The organism is Streptomyces sp. 6N223 (genome assembly GCF_052246635.1).
GTDB lineage: Bacteria > Actinomycetota > Actinomycetes > Streptomycetales > Streptomycetaceae > Streptomyces.
Genome location: NZ_JBQQCA010000063.1, coordinates 1 through 18,382, shown reverse-complemented (window position 1 = coordinate 18,382; position 18,382 = coordinate 1). Strand labels below are relative to the sequence as shown.

At 69.0% G+C, this 18,382-nt stretch carries 20 protein-coding genes; 13 read left to right on the top strand and 7 right to left on the bottom strand.

Annotation, left to right across the window (positions count from 1 at the left end; all coding sequences use genetic code 11):
- Positions 1 to 16 precede the first annotated feature (16 nt).
- From ACTWQH_RS28200 to ACTWQH_RS28175, 6 genes are all read left to right on the top strand, one after another.
- On the top strand, positions 17 to 727 hold the full coding sequence (locus ACTWQH_RS28200; RefSeq protein ID WP_443289604.1) for a response regulator transcription factor: 711 nt from the start codon (positions 17 to 19) through the stop codon (positions 725 to 727).
- On the top strand, positions 724 to 2,187 hold the full coding sequence (locus ACTWQH_RS28195) for a sensor histidine kinase (RefSeq protein WP_443289603.1): 1,464 nt from the start codon (positions 724 to 726) through the stop codon (positions 2,185 to 2,187). The genes ACTWQH_RS28200 and ACTWQH_RS28195 overlap by 4 nt, the downstream gene beginning before the upstream one ends.
- Positions 2,188 to 2,938: 751 nt before the next feature.
- Positions 2,939 to 3,340: a hypothetical protein gene (locus ACTWQH_RS28190; protein ID WP_443289602.1), complete on the top strand. Its 402-nt coding sequence runs from the start codon at positions 2,939 to 2,941 to the stop codon at positions 3,338 to 3,340.
- Positions 3,337 to 3,783, top strand: a complete 447-nt coding sequence (locus ACTWQH_RS28185; RefSeq protein ID WP_443289601.1) for a hypothetical protein — start codon at positions 3,337 to 3,339, stop codon at positions 3,781 to 3,783. The genes ACTWQH_RS28190 and ACTWQH_RS28185 overlap by 4 nt, the downstream gene beginning before the upstream one ends.
- Positions 3,780 to 3,983 (top strand): hypothetical protein, encoded by a 204-nt coding sequence (locus tag ACTWQH_RS28180; RefSeq protein WP_443289600.1) that lies wholly within the window; start codon positions 3,780 to 3,782, stop codon positions 3,981 to 3,983. Before ACTWQH_RS28185 ends, ACTWQH_RS28180 begins: the two co-directional genes overlap by 4 nt.
- A complete protein-coding gene (locus ACTWQH_RS28175; protein ID WP_443289599.1) occupies positions 3,980 to 4,228 on the top strand; it encodes a hypothetical protein in 249 nt (82 codons plus the stop codon). The genes ACTWQH_RS28180 and ACTWQH_RS28175 overlap by 4 nt, the downstream gene beginning before the upstream one ends.
- 338 nt (positions 4,229 to 4,566) lie before the next feature.
- Here the strand turns inward: ACTWQH_RS28175 and ACTWQH_RS28170 are convergent, their stop codons facing one another.
- Positions 4,567 to 4,863 carry a DUF6233 domain-containing protein gene (locus ACTWQH_RS28170; protein WP_443289598.1) on the bottom strand — a complete coding sequence of 99 codons (297 nt, stop codon included), beginning with the start codon at positions 4,861 to 4,863 and terminating at the stop codon, positions 4,567 to 4,569.
- A 1,294-nt stretch (positions 4,864 to 6,157) separates the two neighbouring features.
- Positions 6,158 to 6,940, bottom strand: a complete 783-nt coding sequence (locus tag ACTWQH_RS28165; RefSeq protein WP_443289597.1) for a class I SAM-dependent methyltransferase — start codon at positions 6,938 to 6,940, stop codon at positions 6,158 to 6,160.
- Positions 6,941 to 7,173: 233 nt separating this feature from the next.
- Here ACTWQH_RS28165 and ACTWQH_RS28160 point away from each other — a divergent pair, with 233 nt between their 5' ends.
- The gene (locus ACTWQH_RS28160) at positions 7,174 to 7,326 is read left to right on the top strand and encodes a hypothetical protein (RefSeq protein ID WP_443289596.1); all 153 of its coding nucleotides are present in this window, start codon (positions 7,174 to 7,176) and stop codon (positions 7,324 to 7,326) included.
- 54 nt (positions 7,327 to 7,380) lie between these two features.
- Here ACTWQH_RS28160 and ACTWQH_RS28155 read toward each other — a convergent pair whose 3' ends face one another.
- The 3 genes from ACTWQH_RS28155 to ACTWQH_RS28145 form a co-directional block, all read right to left on the bottom strand.
- The gene (locus ACTWQH_RS28155; protein WP_443289595.1) at positions 7,381 to 7,677 is read right to left on the bottom strand and encodes a transposase; all 297 of its coding nucleotides are present in this window, start codon (positions 7,675 to 7,677) and stop codon (positions 7,381 to 7,383) included.
- Positions 7,678 to 7,981: 304 nt separating this feature from the next.
- Entirely contained in the window at positions 7,982 to 8,437 is a 456-nt protein-coding gene (locus ACTWQH_RS28150; RefSeq protein WP_443289623.1) for a helix-turn-helix domain-containing protein, read from the bottom strand.
- A 429-nt stretch (positions 8,438 to 8,866) separates the two neighbouring features.
- Positions 8,867 to 9,139 (bottom strand): hypothetical protein, encoded by a 273-nt coding sequence (locus ACTWQH_RS28145; protein ID WP_443289594.1) that lies wholly within the window; start codon positions 9,137 to 9,139, stop codon positions 8,867 to 8,869.
- 195 nt (positions 9,140 to 9,334) lie between these two features.
- Here ACTWQH_RS28145 and ACTWQH_RS28140 point away from each other — a divergent pair, with 195 nt between their 5' ends.
- Positions 9,335 to 10,096 (top strand): class I SAM-dependent methyltransferase, encoded by a 762-nt coding sequence (locus tag ACTWQH_RS28140; protein ID WP_443289593.1) that lies wholly within the window; start codon positions 9,335 to 9,337, stop codon positions 10,094 to 10,096.
- Positions 10,097 to 10,337: 241 nt separating this feature from the next.
- The gene (locus ACTWQH_RS28135; protein WP_443289622.1) at positions 10,338 to 10,619 is read left to right on the top strand and encodes a DUF6191 domain-containing protein; all 282 of its coding nucleotides are present in this window, start codon (positions 10,338 to 10,340) and stop codon (positions 10,617 to 10,619) included.
- Positions 10,620 to 11,085: 466 nt separating this feature from the next.
- Here ACTWQH_RS28135 and ACTWQH_RS28130 read toward each other — a convergent pair whose 3' ends face one another.
- On the bottom strand, positions 11,086 to 11,454 hold the full coding sequence (locus tag ACTWQH_RS28130; protein ID WP_443289592.1) for a nuclear transport factor 2 family protein: 369 nt from the start codon (positions 11,452 to 11,454) through the stop codon (positions 11,086 to 11,088).
- Between the two features lie 96 nt (positions 11,455 to 11,550).
- On the opposite strand from ACTWQH_RS28130, the gene ACTWQH_RS28125 reads away from it, so the two are divergent.
- Positions 11,551 to 12,093 carry a winged helix-turn-helix transcriptional regulator gene (locus ACTWQH_RS28125; protein WP_443289591.1) on the top strand — a complete coding sequence of 181 codons (543 nt, stop codon included), beginning with the start codon at positions 11,551 to 11,553 and terminating at the stop codon, positions 12,091 to 12,093.
- A gap of 304 nt (positions 12,094 to 12,397) precedes the next feature.
- Here the strand turns inward: ACTWQH_RS28125 and ACTWQH_RS28120 are convergent, their stop codons facing one another.
- Positions 12,398 to 13,333: a phosphotransferase family protein gene (locus ACTWQH_RS28120; RefSeq protein ID WP_443289590.1), complete on the bottom strand. Its 936-nt coding sequence runs from the start codon at positions 13,331 to 13,333 to the stop codon at positions 12,398 to 12,400.
- Between the two features lie 178 nt (positions 13,334 to 13,511).
- Here ACTWQH_RS28120 and ACTWQH_RS28115 point away from each other — a divergent pair, with 178 nt between their 5' ends.
- The 3 genes from ACTWQH_RS28115 to ACTWQH_RS28105 all read left to right on the top strand — a co-directional run.
- Positions 13,512 to 13,904: an SseB family protein gene (locus tag ACTWQH_RS28115; RefSeq protein ID WP_443289589.1), complete on the top strand. Its 393-nt coding sequence runs from the start codon at positions 13,512 to 13,514 to the stop codon at positions 13,902 to 13,904.
- Between the two features lie 29 nt (positions 13,905 to 13,933).
- The gene (locus ACTWQH_RS28110; protein WP_443289588.1) at positions 13,934 to 14,479 is read left to right on the top strand and encodes a hypothetical protein; all 546 of its coding nucleotides are present in this window, start codon (positions 13,934 to 13,936) and stop codon (positions 14,477 to 14,479) included.
- A 6-nt stretch (positions 14,480 to 14,485) separates the two neighbouring features.
- A partial coding sequence (locus ACTWQH_RS28105) for a putative T7SS-secreted protein (RefSeq protein ID WP_443289587.1) occupies positions 14,486 to 18,382 on the top strand: 3,897 nt, incomplete at its 3' end.

The following is an 18,382-nucleotide window of genomic DNA, read 5'->3' as shown; positions in this document are numbered from 1 at the left end:
GCTCGATACTGGGCCCATGGACAGCCCACGCGACTCGGCCACCGTGCTGATCGTCGAGGACGACCCGAACATCACGGACATCCTCACCATCACGCTGCGGTTTCACGGCTTCCGCACGCTCACCGCCGCCACCGGCGCCGAGGCCCTGACGCTGGCGCGCCGCCACCGGCCCGAGCTGCTGTTGCTGGACGTGATGCTGCCGGACGGCAACGGCTGGCAGGTCTGCCGCGAGCTGTGCGCGGAACGCGAGGACCTGGCGGTGATCTTCCTGACCGCCCGCGACGCCGCCGCCGACATCGTCGGGGGCCTGGCGCTGGGCGGGGACGACTACATCACGAAGCCTTTCAACGTGGACGAGGTCCTTGCCCGGGTGCGGGCGGTGCTGCGCCGCACCCGCCGCGCCGAGGCAGCGGGGGGCAGCGTGCTGCGCCACGGCGACCTGGAGATGGACGAGGCCACCTACTCCGTGCGCCGCGCCGACCAGCCGGTGGACCTCACCCCGACCGAGTACCGGCTGCTGCGCTACCTGCTGCACAACGCCGACCGGATCGTGACCAAGGAGCAGATCCTCAAGCAGGTATGGGAGTTCGACTTCCCGGCGGAGTCCACGGTCGTGGAGACCTACATCAGCTACCTGCGGCGCAAGCTCGACGGGCTGGGTCCGCCGCTGATCACCACCCGGCGGGGCATGGGGTACGGGCTGCGCAGCCCCGAGGATCCCGAGTGAGGCTGCGCCCGCGCACGCTGCGCGGCCGGCTCACCCTGGTCAACGTGCTGCTGCTGGCCGTCGGTCTCGTGGTGGCGGCCGGGGTGAGCCTGATGGGGCTCTACGGCTTCCTCCTCGGCGAGCTGGACGGCGAGCTGACCGACACCCGCGACGCGTTCGCCAGCGCCCCGGTCAGCTCCCAGCGGATCGGCACTGCCTGCCGGCTGGTCGACGAGGCCAGCGAGACCGCCGCGGGCGCCGTGGTCTCGGCCACCACGGAGCCGCTGTCGGAGGTGGTCGCCGTGGTGACCTCGGACGGTCGGATGCGACCGGCCTGCGCGGAGGTCACCTCGTTCACGCCGGAGGAACGCGCGGCACTCATCGCGGGGGTGGACGACCCGGACGCGCTGGCGGACGCGGACGGGCCCGTCTCGCTCCGCGCCGATGGCGCGGGCAGATACCGCGCCACGGCCGCCCAGCTCTCCGATGGTTCCGTTCTGGTGCTGGCCACCTCGCTGGCCGAGGCGCGCTCCAGCGTGCGGCGGCTGCTGCTGATCGAGGCGGCGGCGGGCCTGACACTGCTGGTGCTGCTCACGGCGGCCTCGCTGGCGGCAGCACGGCGGCGGCTGCGTCCGCTGGAGGACATGGCGCAGGTCGCCGCCGCGATCGCGGACGGCGACCTCTCGCACCGGATCGGCACGGCCCGGGCAGGCAGCGACAGCACGGAGGTGAACCAGCTGCGCACGGCGTTGAACGCCATGCTGCAGGAGACCGAGCGCGTCAACGGCCAGCTGCGGCAGTTCGTCGCCGACGCCTCCCACGAACTGCGCACCCCGCTGGCCTCGATCCGCGGCTACCTCCAGCTCCACGAGCGAGGGATGCTCGACTGTGAGGAGGAGCGGCGGGCGTTCGAGCGCATCGCCGCCGAGTCGGAGCGGATGGGCCACCTGGTCGACGAACTCCTCGCCCTGGCACGCATCGACCGCCGCCCGGCGCCCCGGCCGCGCCCGGTGGACCTGGCCCGGCTGGTCGCGGACGGCATCGCCGACCTGCGGGCCCAGCAGCCCGAGCGGCCGGTGGCGACGGAGACGGACCGGGCGGTGGTCGTGCGCGGCGACGAGGCGTTGCTGCGGCAGCTCGTCGGCAACCTGCTGAGCAACGTGCGGGTGCACACCCCGCCGGACAGCCTGGTGACCGTCTCCGCCCACGCCGCCGAGGGCGAGGCGGTGCTGCGGGTCGCCGACAACGGGCCAGGGATGGCACCTGAGGATGCGGCGCGCGTCTTCGACCGCTTCTTCCGCGCCGACCCCGACCGCGCCCGGGCGACCGGCGGCAGCGGCCTTGGCATGTCCATCGTCCAGGCTGTGGTCGAAGCGCACGACGGCAGCGTGGAACTGGACACCGCCCCGGGCGAAGGGCTGACGGCGACCGCGCGGCTGCCCCTCGGCACCGGTAAGCACGGTCAGCACGCGAGCCCGTAGCCGTACGGGTAGAAGGGCTCCCTGCCGTCGCCCTCGTTGACCGGCCGCTGGCTGGCCGAAGCCGTCCAGCTCACCGGCAGCGTGCCAGTGACGGCCTCCACCTGCTCGACCAGCGTGGGTGACTCGTGCGCGAGCGTGGAGGCTCGGTACGAGGTGCTGCTTGGTGTGCTTGCCCGGCGGCTGTCTCAGCGGGTAGAGATGAGGCACAGCAGCGCTGAGGAACTATTTCCATGCTTGCCTCGCTGGGCGGCTTCTTGAGTCGCCGTCCGGTCGAACAGCCAAATCGGGTGCTGCTCCATCGGGATCAGGTCGAGCGGGAGTAACGCCCGGAGAGCCAGTCGGCCATGCGTGGGCCGGTGACGGGGTAGAGGGCCGGTCGGCGGAGATGCTGTGCAGGTCAGGGTCGCTATGCGCTCCCAGAACGTGGTGGCTTGAAAACCGTCGCGGGTGAGATTGCCGCCCGCGCAACGGGCATCCATGCGTCACCGCAGGTCAGGCGCCGATCTGCAACGGCTGCGCCTGGCGCCGGGTCGATCGCCCTACCGCTTCAGCCGGACGACCGCGTCGATCGTCAGCTGACCGCCGCCGCCGACGGGCGGCGCTGGCTGCGCCCATGTTCTGGGTTTCCCGTCGGGGGTACCTTGCCGGTAAGAGCCTGACCTGCACATACGCGGTCAGGCTTTCTTCATGCCCGGATGCTTGGGAACACGCCGGGAACACGATCATAAAATCCGGTCGTATCGTCCCGTCCATGGCATCCATCGTGGACCGTCCCAAGAAGGACGGGGAGATCACCCATCAGGTGCGGTGGCGCGAGGGTGGCGGCCGTACCGACCCGGTACAGGCCGAGCAGTTCCGCGACCTCGTCAACGCCCACGGCCAGCGCTGGCCCCCGGGCTGGATACCCGGCAAGTGGTTCGTCGAGCCCGAGACCACGCCGGACGACATGTCCCTGCTCGACTGGGCGCACCGGTACGTCGACAGGCTCACGGGCATCGACGAGCGGACGCGCAAGGACTACCGGCGCGAGGTCGACCGGCACCTGTCCCTCATCGTCCACACCCGCCTGGACGGCACCGGGCCGCCTGCCACGGTCGGCAACATCGTCAAGGACGACACGACGAGCACGGCATCCGGCTGTCCTCGACGGTGACGTGGAAGCCCTATCCGGCCAGCTACGGCCCCAACGGTGTGCGCCTCACCGGCGCTCAGTGGCTGGCGTACTACGGCTGGCTGGGGCATCAGCACGTGCCGGAGAACGACCACGGCGACCCTGGAGACATCGACTTCGCCCGGGTGCTGGAGCACGCCAAGGGCACCGCCACGCAGCCCACAACCCCCAAGCCACCCCCTGAGCAGGAGAACGACATGGCCGTCGCACGAGAGACCGCCGACGAGGTGTGGCGGCACCGACTCCCCAACCAGGACGGCCGCCACGCCGGCGCGATCCTGCGCTCGGCCGACGAGGGCGTGGCCGAGCTGATCCGCGAGGTGCGCGAGTGCGCGCGCTCGTGCAGCAGCTCGTCAACGCGAAGGAGGGCTGACCATGAAGCGCTCAACGAAGACCGTGCTGCGAACCGATCCAGTGGATCGTGAGCGTGTCCGTCATGCTGCCCGGCATCGTGGCCGCCTCGGGCATATCGGAGTCGTTGCCGTGGGTGGCGGGCGGTCTGGCCGTCGCCGCGGCCGTCACCCGCATCATGGCCCTGCCGAGTGTGCAGGCCGCGCTCGACCGCCTTGGCCTGGGCAACGCGCCCCCGGACGAGGTGGGTCGGCATCGGGTGGTGCGCCGGTGACGCCGCCGGAGACGAGCGCGATCGCGGTCGAGCTGGAGCAGCTGCGCGGGGTGATGACGACCGGCTTCGCCGAGCTGCGTGGGGAGCTACGCGCCGCGCTTCAGCGCACGGATACCGCCGAGCAGGACATCCGCGACCTGGACGCGCGGGTGAGCGCACTGGAGCGCCGCGTGTGGACCGCGTCCGGCGCCGCTGCGGCGATCGGCGGCGCGGCTGGATACATCGCAAAGGCCCTCGGCGGCTGAGCCCTCGCGGGCGGCGGGGAATCACGGGAGATCGTGTGAGCCTTGCCCGTTACACATGTAGCAAGGCACCTGTTCGTGGTGCCCGGTGCCGTCGTGATCTCGATACCCGGTGCCGTCGCAGACCGGGCACGTTCCCCCCTCATGATGCTTTGCGGCCCAGATCATGAGCGGGACAAGGATGGCGAGTGCGGCCGCCCCCAACAGCACTACCACGAGATGTTCTTGGAGCCACTCCACGCCTTAAGAGTTACCCCGCGTGACGCGACCATTCCCGCGGCACGCCAGAGCGCCCCCGCCCACCGAGCCCCACTACGGGGACGGCCGGGCGGGGGCTTTCGTCATGCCTGCCGCTGCTCAGGCCTGCAGATGTCGCACCGGATGATGCGGTCGCCATGCTCGGCCAGCAACACCCGTACCTGCTCGGCGGTCAGCGTCGGCTCTCCCGGCCGCCAGCAACCCTCTTGGTGCAGCAGCCCGTGCCGCGCCTCCCCCTTCCGCCTCCGGGCCCACTGCACCCACCACCAGGGCCGCTGCTCGGCCGCGGCCAGCGCGGTGTGGACGGCGGCGAGCTGGAGTTCGAGGTAGCGGGCGATGGTGTGGAGCCGTGCCGGGTCGGGCGGGAGCGGATCGGACATACGTTCGATCGTAAGGGGGGTGGCGTTCCGTGGCGCGCGCCGGTGCGCTGTCCTGTGACACCGAATCTTGAGCTTGTGCCAACGAAGTTGATCGGTAGAAGCCCTGGTCACGGGCGCACCGGTGCTGTGCCGCACGTGCTGAGTACCCCAGGCCAGCACTGGACCCGGCTGCGCTGGGGGCCTCTGACCAGCGCGATCAATCTTCGATGACACAAACTCGCGTCCAACAAGGTTCAATGGCACGCACTCGGGGCCGTGTGTGGCGTAGTTGGTCAGGAGGCTGGCCCGAGAGCGTCAGCGATGAATGCGTGACAACTCACGTGCGACCTCACGGGGGCCCAGCGCCTAGCCAATGAGTCACACCAAAGGCGGCATCGGCCGAATCGTAATACGAGCCGAACTCGTCATTAGTCGCGAAAAGCCGCCAGCCCCGCGAGGTATTAGGCGTGACATTCTTGGCCACAGGCCAGTCCTCAGCGTCGAGATCGTTGCTGTCGCAGTCCGCCCCCTCGTACAGCCTCAGCCTTGGCGAGCTGGAAACCACGTCGGAACCAAGCAGCCGCACCGTGACACTCAGCTCGGCTCTGGTCTCGCCACCTGCACACTCCACGACCAACACATTCGCTCGCGGGCGATTGTGGGTAAGCGTTACTCGTCTATCGATATTTTCGATTTTGGTTTCACTGCTCCCGAACAATCCACCATGGTCATACACCGTTAGAGTCCCGTCGACATCTACGGTGTGTGAAGTGGCTGCCTCTGCGGGCTGCGCGGCGAACGGGATAGGGGCCAGCAGAACCGCAGCTGCCGTGAGATATGAGAGTCTCATCTTCGAACCTCGCGGATCTTGGGGCGTAACTACCGCTAGAGAAAGACTTCGATGCGGTTCCCACAACCATCAGTGTCCCACTACGGCAATTCAGATGCATCTCGGGAAGGCGGGCCGCTGGCAGCCGTCGGCGGCACGCCCCTCTGCCCCGGGCCGGCCCATCGTCCTATTTCGGGAGCGTGTGTCAGCGCTTGTCCTTATCGTGGGATGGCATGGACACAGGTCAAAGGTGGTCGTGGGGCGTCGTCCGGGAGTGTTTGTTCGGCCGGTGAGCATGGAGGAGGGCCGGAGGCTCCAACGGATCGGCCGGACCTCGAAGGATCCGGTTCGGCTGCGTCGAGCAATCGTGGTGCTGATGTCCGCCCAGGGCCAGCCGGTGCGGAACTTTACCTCACTGTTGCAGGTCAGCAAGGACTGGTGCGCGAGCGCATCTGTCTGATCGCCACGAACCACTAGTGGTTTCGCCTACATGTCAGGACGGGGTCGAAGCTTGAAGATCAGGATGCCGAGGTGCTTGTTCATCCACGCCTGCTTGTGCGGGTAACGGCGCCCGGCCTCCTCGGAGAGCTGCGGTTCGACCGCGGCCTCGATCCACAGTCCTGCCGCACTGAACAAGTTGACCAGGTCAGCGATCGTGTACACGCGTTTCGTGAGCGTGACCTGGTCGTTCCATCCGCTGTGGACGTACTCGTAAGGGGTGTTGGAGTAGTACTCCTCGCCCAAAGTGGTCCCGTTTTGCTCCGCCCGTTCGACGGCGTACCGGATCGGGTGGGTGCGGGTCAGGAGGATGAAGCCGTCGTCGGCCAGCATCCTCCGCGCCGCCTGCAACGTGCGAACTGGATCATTCGCGTACCCGATGGACTGCAGGAACATGATCCGGTCGAAGGTGCGACCAGTCAGCGCGGGCACCGAGTCCAGTTCCGAGAGGTCACCCTGGACGAGTTCCATCCCGGGCGGTAGATCAGTAAGGAAGTTGCCACTGATGTCGACGCCAACCGACGTAGTTGCTCCGTCTCGAACGAGTTCAGCGAGCTTCGCGCCGTTTCCGCAACCAAGATCGAGCACGGACCGGGAGGTGACGTCGCCTAGGACGCCGCGCTGCGCGGGCCACTCGACCAGCCGATCCAGCGAGTCCTCCTTGGCTCGGGCTTGCTCGTAGCCCCGGGCGAGTACTAGCCACGGCTGGCTTGCGTCCCCGCCAGGCTCATCGAAGGTCGTCGTCACTTCAGAGTTCTCGGAGTGTGCCACGGAGGAAAACCTAGTGGTTCGTCTCGGATCGTTGTCGGGCAACTCGGCAGGCTGCTCCGGATTGGGGCCCAGGAGGGAAGGATGGCGAGTGAGCGAGTCGGACGCCTCCGGCGGGGGTTGGCCGTGAACAACTCCGTGTCGCTGGGTGTGTTCCTCGCGGTCGCGGCGGATGACCGGACACCGTTCGCCGTGGTCGAGCTGGCCGGCCGCGAGCGCGTCCGCAAAATCGCTGGGTGCTTGAGGTCGGTAAGCCGTCGCTGGACGGGTTCACGCTGGCGGACAAGCTGATCGAGTCCGGCAAGTGGGAGGACCTGCTCGTAGGCCCGTGGCAGGCGTTTGGGCGAGGCGAGGTCGAGATGGCGGACTTCCAGGCCCAACTGGCGTAGGTCGTCGCCATCGAGAGGTGGCCGAGAGTTCCTGAGGACCCGGTGGAGAACTTCTCAAGCCGCCTTCGCCGTGTACTGGGTCCAGGTGCGGATGCGTGAATCGGGGGCGAAGTTCGTCTTCGGCTCGGCGCGGGCGTTGTGCCAGCGGATGTAGGCGCCGATAGCAGTGTTCTGCTCGTCGTGGCTGCGGTGGTCGGTGCCGTTGAGGGCGAAGTAACGCAGGGCCGCGAACTCGGACTCGATCCAGTTCAGCCATGAACCGTAGGTGGGCAGGAAGACCAGTTCGACCTCGTTCGCCGCCGCCCAGGCCCGGACGTTCGGGTGCTTGTGCGGGGAGAAGTTGTCCAGCACGACGTAGAGCTCTCACGGGGCCAGCGGCTGCGCAGGGCCTTGAGCAGGCCGAGGAACTCACGCCACCGCTTGCGCTTGCGGATCCGGTAGTAGATCTTGCCGGTCGACAGGTCGAGAGCGGCGAGCATGTGCATCACGCCGTCGTAGCGGTTGTAGGTGGCCCGCAGTCGGTGCGGGGAGCACAGTGGGCGCCACGCTTTGCCCTTGCGGGGCTGGAGGTTGAGCGGGCCGAACTCGTCGACGCAGACCACCCGGCCGTCGGCGGGTGGAGCGTCGTACAGCTCCAGCACGCGGTGCATCTTGGCTATGAAATGCGGGTCGGTGGAGGCTTTCCATGTCGTCGTGGTCTGCCAGGAGACCTTGCCCTCATGCAGGATCCGGCGCAGGGTTCCCGGCTGAGAGCCGGCACGACCTTCCGCTTGACCAAGTGCTCGGCGAGCTTGGTCAGGCTCCAGGTGGAGAACGCGGCGATGCCCCAGTCGGCGGGGGACGTCCGGGCGATCAGACAGATGCGCTCGCGCACCTGGTCATTGATCGTTCTGGGCCGTCCCCCGCTCCATTTTGGGTCCAGCGCGTCGAACCCCCGCTCGTTGAACGCGTGAATGACATCACGCACGTAGTCATCGCTGACCTGCAACAGTGAGGTAATGTTCCGCACCGGCTGGCCCTGGGCGGACATCAGCACCACGATTGCTCGACGCAGCCGGACCGGATCCTTCGAGGTCCGGCCGATCCGTTGGAGCCTCCGGCCCTCCTCCATGCTCACCGGCCGAACAAACACTCCCGGACGACGCCCCACGACCACCTCCAAGATCAGTTCTTGGAGACAGCCTGATGGCCAACCGCCTACACAGCAATTACCGGGTCGACCAACTGAGTCGAGCCACTAGTGCCGTTCCGCATCGTGCCGCACTGGCGCTCAAACCACCCGGAAGGTCCAGCGGCAGAGCGGGCTGCGGCATGGCTCGCGCAGGCCGGCTTGGAACACCGCTGCCTGAGCGATGGCCAAGTCCTGACTCGAGACGGCACCGTCATCACTCTGCTCTGACGGTCTCACAGCGAGCCTTCGATCTCCTGATGCCATGCAGACAGCAGACGTCACCCACGGTTCCTGGCCTCCTGCCCGGGGTGCTGGCGCCTGCCTGCGGCGTCGCTCATCACGATCCGCCTGAGAACAGAACCCGGGCTCCTATATCGGCCCGGCTTCATTCAGTACCCAGTCCACGAACTCCGGGATGTCCCTCGGGTCGTCTTCCGTCGCGAAGGTGGCGATCTTGAACTTGCTATCGGTCCACATCATCACTGCCTCGTTGTACTGGTTCATGTAGCAGGCGATCTCGCCTCGCTGATCACCGTCCACGGTGTACAGGTACCTACCGCTCGCTTGGAAGTCTTCCCAGGTCTCACACTCGGCCCTCGAGAGTTCCTCCGGCATGGCGCTCTTGGCGTAGTAAGAGCGCATATCGCCATGAGTACCGAACTGCGCGTATTCAACCCACCCCCGCGTCAGCGGGGGTGTCGTCGTTCCTCGAAGCGCCAGCGTTTTCGCCGGCCAGCTCCTGGACGGCGACGCGGGAACCGGGGCGTACCGCATCGGCGTCGATCGCCAGGACGACGCCAGTGCGATATGCCGAGATGGCAAGACGGAGACCGCAGGATGACGACCGCCGAAAACCATGCCCAGCCCGCTCCTCCGTCCCAGGCGAATGACTATGACAGCTTCGCCGAGGCGTACTCGGCGCTGAGCGAGTCGAGCCTGGTGAACGCCTATTACGAGCGGCCCGCGATGCTGTCCCTCGCCGGGGACGTGGTCGGCCGCCGGATCCTCGACGCCGGCTGCGGCTCCGGCCCCCTGTTCGCCGCGCTACGCGATCGGGGTGCCCTCGTCACCGGCCTCGACTCCAGCGCCGGGATGGTGGAGCTGGCGCGGCGGCGGCTGGGCGCCGACGCCGACCTGCACGTGGCCGACCTGAGCGACCCGCTGCCGTTCACCGACGGCGCGTTCGACGATGTCCTCGCCTCGCTGGTGCTGCACTACCTGGAGGACTGGAGGCCGACGCTGGCCGAGATGCGGCGGGTACTCAGGCCCGGCGGCCGACTGATCGCATCGGTGCAGCACCCTTTCGTGGACTACGCCATCCAGGATCCCCGGCCCGACTATCACGCGACCACCAGCTACACCGACGACTGGGCCGACCTGGTGGGGCAGGCCGCCCCGATGACCTTCTGGCGCAGGCCACTGCACGCCATGACCGACGCCTTCACCGCGGCCGGCTTCCGCCTGGCCGTCATCAGCGAGCCACAGCCCGATCCGGCCGCCCGCGAGCTGTACCCCGACGACTTCCACAGCCTCTCGACCAAGATGTGCTTCCTTTTCTTCGTTCTGGAGGTGCCCCCGGCTACCGGCTCGGCCGAGTAACGAGCAACCAGGGCAGAACCCCTTGCATCCACCCCAGCCGGTACATGCGGTTCTGGCTCAGTTTTCGTGGTCGGTTACTGAGAGTTCAGGTGCTGGTCTGAGGCGCGCGTGAAGAGAGCGCGTGATTTCGTCCACCAGGTCAGGCGCCACGCGTTGCCGTGCAGGCCGCCTGAGCAATCCGAAGACGCGCGGGCCGTGGGGGAGACTGGAAGGTGAGCTAGGAGGGCGCCCTGTGGAGATCATGGTGTTCATGACGCTGCCCGGATTGGTCATCCTGCTGATCGCGGTGGCCTTCGTCGATCGAGTGCTGTTGTCCTGGCGGGGCGTAGCGCGCGGTGGCGGAGTCTCGGCGACGGGCTTCGAGATGCTGCACGCCAGCCTCCTTCCGGGCAAGGAACACGAACTCCGGCAGCGCGAGACGATGACGCTGCTCCGTGAGGAGGAAGGGGACGGCGCCCTTCCACACTCCAGGGTTGATCTGGACCGGGGCAAGGCGGTCATACGCCTGCGCGAACTCCCCTGATCTGACGGGCAGCCACCGCATCACGGGAGTTGAGCCAGAGCTCCAGTTTGGACATCACTTGTCGATCAGTGGACCGCAGAGCCTCCGCCATCCTGATTTCTGCTGGTGTGCGGGGGTGGTGTGACGGCCCGGCGTGATGCTCGGCCTGGTGGCGGGCGACCGTCACGCGTCTTGATCATCTGGCAGACGTCAACGCCGGTCTGTCCGTTTGCAGGTCGCGTGGCCAGGCCCCGCTGCTGTCCGACAGCGGACTCGTCCCTGGGCCAGGGCGCGGGGTTTCCTACGGTCACTCCAAGGCCTCGCTCCGACGTTTCCTGCACCGGTCGACGGTTCGAGGAGGCCGGACGGCCGGCCGTCCCGCCACGCAGCAGTGATGTGCTCCCTGCCGTCCCCGGTGAAGCGCAGGATCATGCCGGCTGGCTTCGCATGCTCTGGTGTTGCATGATCGGGGCTCCGCTGAGAGCGGTCAGCGGTAGTCGTTTTCCTTGAGCGGGATCACCCAGGCGCGGCGTTCGCAGATCAGGCTGTCGCGCATGCGGAACACCTCGGCCATTGTCATGCGCATCACCGTGTTCTCATCGCCGACGGCCACGCTGCCGGTGAGCTCCGCCATCACCACGTCGCCCTCTTCGACCATGCGCACGACCTCGAGCTTCGGTGGGGAGACGAACCCCGGGCCTTCGATCGCGGCGTCGTATGCCTCCTTGCCGGTGAGGTTGAAGGCGCCGTAGACGGTCCACTGGATGTCGTCAGTGAGGCAGCCGAGGATCTGCGCGTGGTCGTTCTTGCGGAAGCCGTCCAGGTAGCGCTCGACGGTCTGCTTGTTGCGGGACATGGTTCCTTCTCTCCTCAGCTGCTTGTACTTTGCAAGCGGTTCCGAGCCTAACCAAGAGTGCTAGTAAAATGCAAGCGGTATCCCGAGGAGGATCACATGAAGACCAAACCGCAGACAGCGGCCCGCTCAGGGCCGCGCTCGGAATGCCCCATCAACGCCGCTGTAGAGGTGTTCGGGGACCGCTGGACACTCCTCGTGCTGCGCGACATGATCTTCGGCGACCGGCGGCACTTCCGACAGCTCCAGGCAGGCTCGGAGGAAGGCATCGCCTCCAACATCCTCGCCGACCGGCTCGCAAAGCTCGTCGAGGCGGGCATGCTCACCCGCGACGCCCCAGGCCGCGGCCGGCGCGCCACCTACAGCCTCACCGAGCCCGCCATCCACCTGGTCCCGACCCTGGCGCACCTGGGTGCCTGGGGCGTGCGGCACCGCCCCACCACCCCCGACCGGCGGGCCGGCGCCGAGTGGCTGCTGGCCGCCGGACCGAGGTTTTGGGACGACTTCATGGCCGAGCTCCGCGAACGGCACCTGGGCATCCCCCGTCCCGAGAGTGCCGAGCCTCCCCCGTCCCAGCGGATGGCCGCCGCCTACGCGCACGCCCTCGCCGAGAAGCAAGCTGCCGATCAGGGCGACGCCTGATCTCAACGAGCGAGTCTGCGCCGACGAACAGTCCCCCTCCACCATCCCGATGTCCACTGGTGGGCGGGGCTGGCGTGAAGCGTCGGTGGGGTATGGGGGATGGTCGGCGGCGGAAGTCCCACGTCTTGATCGTTAGCCGGTTTCAGCGGCGGATCTCGCGGACGCCTGCCAGATGATCGAGACGCGTGACTGTCGCCCGCCACCAGGCCGAGCATCACGCCAGGCCGTCACACCACCCCGCACACCAGCCGAGATCAGGATGGCGGAGGCTCGCAGAATGTCTGCGAGAACTGGCACCTTTGGATCACGCCAGGTTGTCCCAGGGGGCCGGAGGGACTGAGGCGAAGAAGCGGAGCAGGCCCAGGAGCCGACTGGCTGGAGGGGCAGTCCAGTGGCGTTCGCCTGGATGCGGGAGAGGATCTGCCAGGCGGCCGAGGGCCCAGGTGAGGTGGAACCACAGCACACGGGCTTCCCAGGTCGGTGTACTCGTTGCGGTTTGTTCACCGGTTTCCAGCCGGTAGCCGTCGAGCATGGCCGGGATGCCGGTCAGGGGCATCTTGGCGAAGTCGACAGCAGGATCGGCCCACTGGGCATCGCCCCAGTCCACGATCCCCGTCAGCTGAGCCCCCTTCTGGGAGACGAGCAGGTTCTGGGGAGCAATGTCGCCGTGGACCAGGACCAAGGGCGGGTCCGCAGGCAGATGTGGCGAAAGACGGTCGAACCATCCGGTGAGCCAGCGGGCGATCTCGACGTCTATCCAGCCATCCGTGAGAAGGCGGTTGATGAGTGCCCAGGGGTCTGCGGTTCCATCGTCTGCCGGGACAGTGCCAAGGTCAGGTGCGGTCGTCGGGGTTACCCGGTGGAGCCTGGCAAGCTCTCGACCCACCTGGCGGCAGACACGGTCCGTGTCGGTGGTGGGCAGTTCGAGATCTGCGAGATCTGCTCCCGGCGCTCGGGTGAGCAGCATGTAAGGCACGTCCACGACTGAGCAGGTGTCGTCGAAGGCGACGACTTCGGGCGTGCACACGCCCGCGCGCAGGGCGGCAGGGGCGACCGCAGCCTCCTTGACCAGGTCCGGGAGGAACTGCTTTGTCCGGGGGATGCGCAGGACCAGGTTGTCACCGAGAAGAAAGACGCGGTTGGCCACCCCTGTGGGAAGGGGCCGCACTTGCTCGGCGGTGGCCCCATGCCGCATGGCGATGGCGCCCAGCGTTTCGTCACTTGTCTCGTATTCCACCATGACCGGACAGGCTGACACGGAGGCCCGGCGCCCTCCACGTCCGCCCGCCCCCACTCCGGGACCGCTTCCGATCGTCCGAGCTGCTGAGCGGCCGGATCGACCACCAGACGCGGCATACCTGAGGGGGCGCGGCGGAAGGTGGTTGCGGGGGCCAGTAGCCCGTTGCAGCATGGGGTGTATGGAGTTGGGGGGACATATCGCGGCGGTGCGCGCGGGGGCGGGTGATCCGGCCGCGATGGTGGGGGAGTTCCGGCGCACGGCGCTGCTGGTGCCGGTGGTCGCCGGGCGTTTCGTCTCGGCGGTGCAGGGTGGGGTGCGCTGGGTCTATGCCTTCTCCGACGAGGCCGCGCTGGCGCGCTTCGCGGTGGCCCGTGGGGCGGCGCCGCGTCAGGAGTGGGAGTACGCCTCGGTGCTGGGGGCGCGGCTGCTGGATGTGGTGCTGCCGTCGCTGGACGGCCCGGTGGGGGTGGCCCTGGACGTGGCGGATGAAGAGCGTTCGATGCTGTTCCCGCCGGTCAGGGGGATCGTGCCGGACGCGATCGCGGTGGACGCGACCGAAGCCCGACGCTGACAGCACAAAGAACGAGGGGAGGCCGGACGATGAGTGGCGAAGCCGATCTGTCGATCAGTCAGGAGTCCGTGGACCTGATCACCAGGGGGCTGCGGGCGGCCATGGACGAACTGGGGGTCGTCGGGGACGCGACGGGGGCTCTTCAGGGCAGTGGTTTTGACGATATGTCGCTGACCGAGATGGAGGCCGGTGGCGGTGGGCTGACCGAGGCGTTCGAGGGTTTCTGCGAGCGCTGGGAGTGGGGGGTGCGCGGGCTGATCCAGGACGCGAACGTGCTGGCCGAGCGCCTGGGGCTGGCGGCGGGGATGATGTGGGAGGAGGACCAGTACTGGGCGGACACCCTCGCGATCGGTGCCAACGCCGTGCTGGCGACCGGGAATCCGCACGCCACGGAGGAGGAGGTCTCCGGTGAGAGCTTCGGTGACATCCTGACGCCGGACGCACCGGACTACAGCAGGGAGTCCTTGGGCCAGGCGGGCAGTGACATCGCGCAGACGTGGCAGGACACCAGGCAGTCGTTCGGGGTGGGCGACCTGGGTGCCGCCGATGGACATACCGGCAGCGACGGGGGGTGAGGTCCGGTGGGGATCGGGGACGTCGTCAGTGACCTCACTCCGGACTCGGTCGAGAACGCCGTTGAGGACGGCGTCGAGATGGTCGGCGAGGGTGTCGACGCGGCGTCCGACTTCAGCGCGGATCGGCTGGAGGACGTCGGCCTTGACGGCGCGGCGGGCTGGGTGCGGGAGACCGGCGACTCGGTTGCCAACCGCCTGGGCGCCGACGTCGGGGAGTGGCAGCTCGGGCAGACGGAGGATCCGAAGCAGCTGATCCACGGCAGTGTGGGCAAGCTGCGCTCCACCGCCGCCCATCTGCGGGACTTCAAGAAGGCGTTCAACGACGTCGGCGAGGGCCTGCGGGGTGTCGACGCCGACGAGCTGCGCGGCCAGACGGCTGACGCGTTCCGCGCGCAGGTCCGGGTGGAGCCGGAGAAGTGGTTCACGGCGGCGGACGCGTGCCGACGCGCCGCTGACGCGCTGAGCGATTTCGCGGACACGGTGGAGTGGGCACAGGGTCAGGCGCAGGAGGCGATCGACCGGTACAAGGCGGCGGGCGAGTCGTCGGAGGAGGCCCGTGCCGCGTACGACGCGGAGGTCGCGGCGTACAACGCGGCGGTGGAGGTGTACAACGCCACCGCGCCGGAGTGCCGGAATCCTGGCACGCTGCCGGCGCGCCCGGCGGATGAGTTCCATGATCCGGGCCCCGGGGAGCGGGAGGCGGCGGAGGAGATCCTCGCCGAGGCGCGGCGCCAGCGGACCGACGCCCGCGACGCCGCGCAGCGGGAGATCGAGGCGGCGCGGGACGCGGCCCCGCCGATGCCGTCCTACTCCGAGCAGGTCGGCGACGTCCGCGACGGCGTGCGGTTGCACTTCTCCCACTACTGGGGCGGCATCGTCCGCGGTTCGGCCGGTGTGCTGAACACCGTCCGCGGGGTCAATCCCTTCGATCCGTACAACCTCACCCACCCCGGGGAGTACCTCACCAATCTCAACAGCACCGCCGCCGGTCTGGTCCAGACGGCCAACGACCCGGTCGGCGCGGCGAGCAGCATGTGGGATGGGTTGCAGCGGGACCCGTCGGAGGGCGTGGGCCGGATGGTGCCGGAGTTACTGGGCACCCGGGGCGCGGGGGGCGCCAGGGCGGCCGCAGGCGCCGCCCGGCACGTGCCGGACTCCCCCTCGCCCTCGCCGGGGCGGGCGCAGGTGCGCGAGGACGGCCCCGACACCAACGCCACCCCGAACGAAGGCAGGGAGTCGGGTGGGACGGACCCGGTGGACCTGGCCACCGGGAGGATGTATCTGGCGCAGACGGACGTGGTGCTGCCGGGCGCGCTGCCGCTGGCGTTCCACCGTCAGGTGGAGTCCGGTTACCGCGCGGGCCGGTGGTTCGGCCCGTCGTGGTCGAGCACGGTGGACGAGCGGCTGGAGATCGACGCCGAAGGGGTGGTCTTCCTCTCCGAGGACGGGCTGGTGCTGACCTACCCCCACCCCGCGCCCGGCGTTCCCACCCTGCCCTCGGCCGGTCCCCGCCGTCCGCTGGAGCGGACGGCCGAGGGCGACTACCTCCTCACCGACCCCGGCACCGGCCGCACCCGGCGCTTCGCCGCCCCGCCCGGCGCGCCGAACGGCGGCGACGGCACCGCCCGCCTGGTGGAGGTCAGCGACCGCAACGGCCACCGTTACACCATCACCTACGACAACGGCGGTGTCCCGGCAGGCATCGTCCACTCCGGCGGCTATCACCTGAAGCTGAGCACGGACGGCGGCCGGATCACCGGGCTGCACCTGGCCGGCGGCGCCGAGGACGGCTCCGATCTGACTCTGGTGAGCTACGGCTACACCGACGGCAACCTCACGGAGGTGACCAACTCCTCCGGCCTGCCGCTGCGGTTCGAGTACGACGACGAGCGCCGGGTGATCGCCTGGACCGACACCAACGACCGCCGCTACGACTACGTCTACGACGACCTGCACCGGTGCGTCGCCGAAGGCGGCACCGAGGGCCACCTCGCCGTACGCATCGCCTACGGCGAGCCCGACCCGGCCACCGGCCACCGGGTCACCACCGTCACCACGCCGCAGGGCCATGCCTCCCGCTACACGGTCGACGCCGCCAGCCGGGTCATCGCCGCGACCGACCAGTTAGGCCACACCACCCGCACCTCCTACGACGAGCGAGGCCGGGTCACGGCCCGCACCGACGCCGTCGGCCACACCACCGGCTTCCGCTACGACGAGCACGGCAACCTGACGGCCGTCACCCACCCGGACGGCGGCGAGTCCGCCGCCACCTACAACGAGCTGAACCTGCCGGCTGTGATCACCGAGCCGGGCGGGGCCGTATGGCGCCAGGAGTACGACCAGCGGGGCAACCGCACCGCCGTCACCGACCCCGCCGGCCACACCACCCGCTACCACCACGACGCCCACGGCCACCTCACCGCCGTCACCGACCCGTTGGGCCACACCACCCGCATCCGCTGCGACGCGGCGGGCCTGCCGGTGGAGATGACCGACCCCCTCGGCGCGGTCACCACCTGCCGCCGCGACACCTTCGGCCGCCCCACCGCCATCACCGACCCCCTCGGCTCCTCCATCCACCTCGCGTGGACGGCCGAGGGCAGGCTCGCCCACCGCACACACGCCGACGGCGCGCGGCAGAGCTGGGCCTACGACGGCGAGGGCAACTGCGTGGCGCACACCGACGCGGTCGGCGGCGTCACCACCTTCGAGTACACCCACTTCGACCTGCTCGCGGCCCGCACCGACCCGGACGGGACGCGGTACGAGTTCGAGCACGGCACCGACCTGAGCCTGCGGAAGGTCACCAACCCGCAGGGCCTGACCTGGACCTACGCCTACGACGCCGCCGGACGCCTGATCTCCGAGACCGACTTCGACGGCCGCACCCTGCGGTATGAGAACGACGCCACGGGCCGGGTGATCTCCCGCACCAACCCCCTGGGCCAGACCCTCACCCTCGAACGCGACGCGCTCGGCCGCGTCATCCGCAAGATCGCCGACGGCCGCACCACCACCTACGCCTACGACCGGGCCGGCCGCCTCACCGAGGCCGCCGGACCCGACGCGCAGATCGTCTACCGCCACGACCGCATGAGCCGGATCAAGGCGGAGATGACCGGCAGCCGCGTCCTCACCCACGCCTACGACCCGGCCGGCCGCCGCACCCGCCGCTCCACCCCCACCGGCGCCACCTCCGCCTTCCGCTACGACGCCGCAGGCCACCGCACCACGCTCACCGCCTCCGGCCACACCCTCGACTTCACCTACGACCCGGCAGGCCGCGAAACCACCCGCCACATCGGCAACGCCGACCTGACCCTCACCCACACCTGGGACCTCGCAGGCCGCCTCACCACCCAAACCCTCACCACCGCCGCCCGGCCCATCCGCCACCGCGCCTACACCTACCGGCCCGACGGCCACCTCACCGGCATCCACGACCAAACCCGCGGCGACCGCACCTTCGACCTGGACCCGGCAGGCCGCGTCACCGCCGTCCACGCCCACGGCTGGACCGAGACCTACGCCTACGACACCGCAGGCAACCAAACCCACGCCACCTGGCCCGACCGCCACCCCTCCACCGCCGCCACCGGCCCGCGCGCCTACACCGGAACCCGCCTGGTCCGCGCCGGCCGCATGCGCTACGAACACGACGCCGCCGGCCGCGTCACCCTCCGCCAGAAGACCCGCCTCTCGCGCAAGCCCGACACCTGGCACTACACCTGGGACGCCGAAGACCGCCTCACCACCGTCATCACCCCGGACGGCACCCACTGGCGCTACCTCTACGACCCCCTCGGCCGCCGCATCGCCAAACAACGCCTCGCCCCCGACGGCCACACCATCGCCGAACAGACCGACTTCACCTGGGACGGCACCACCCTCATAGAACAG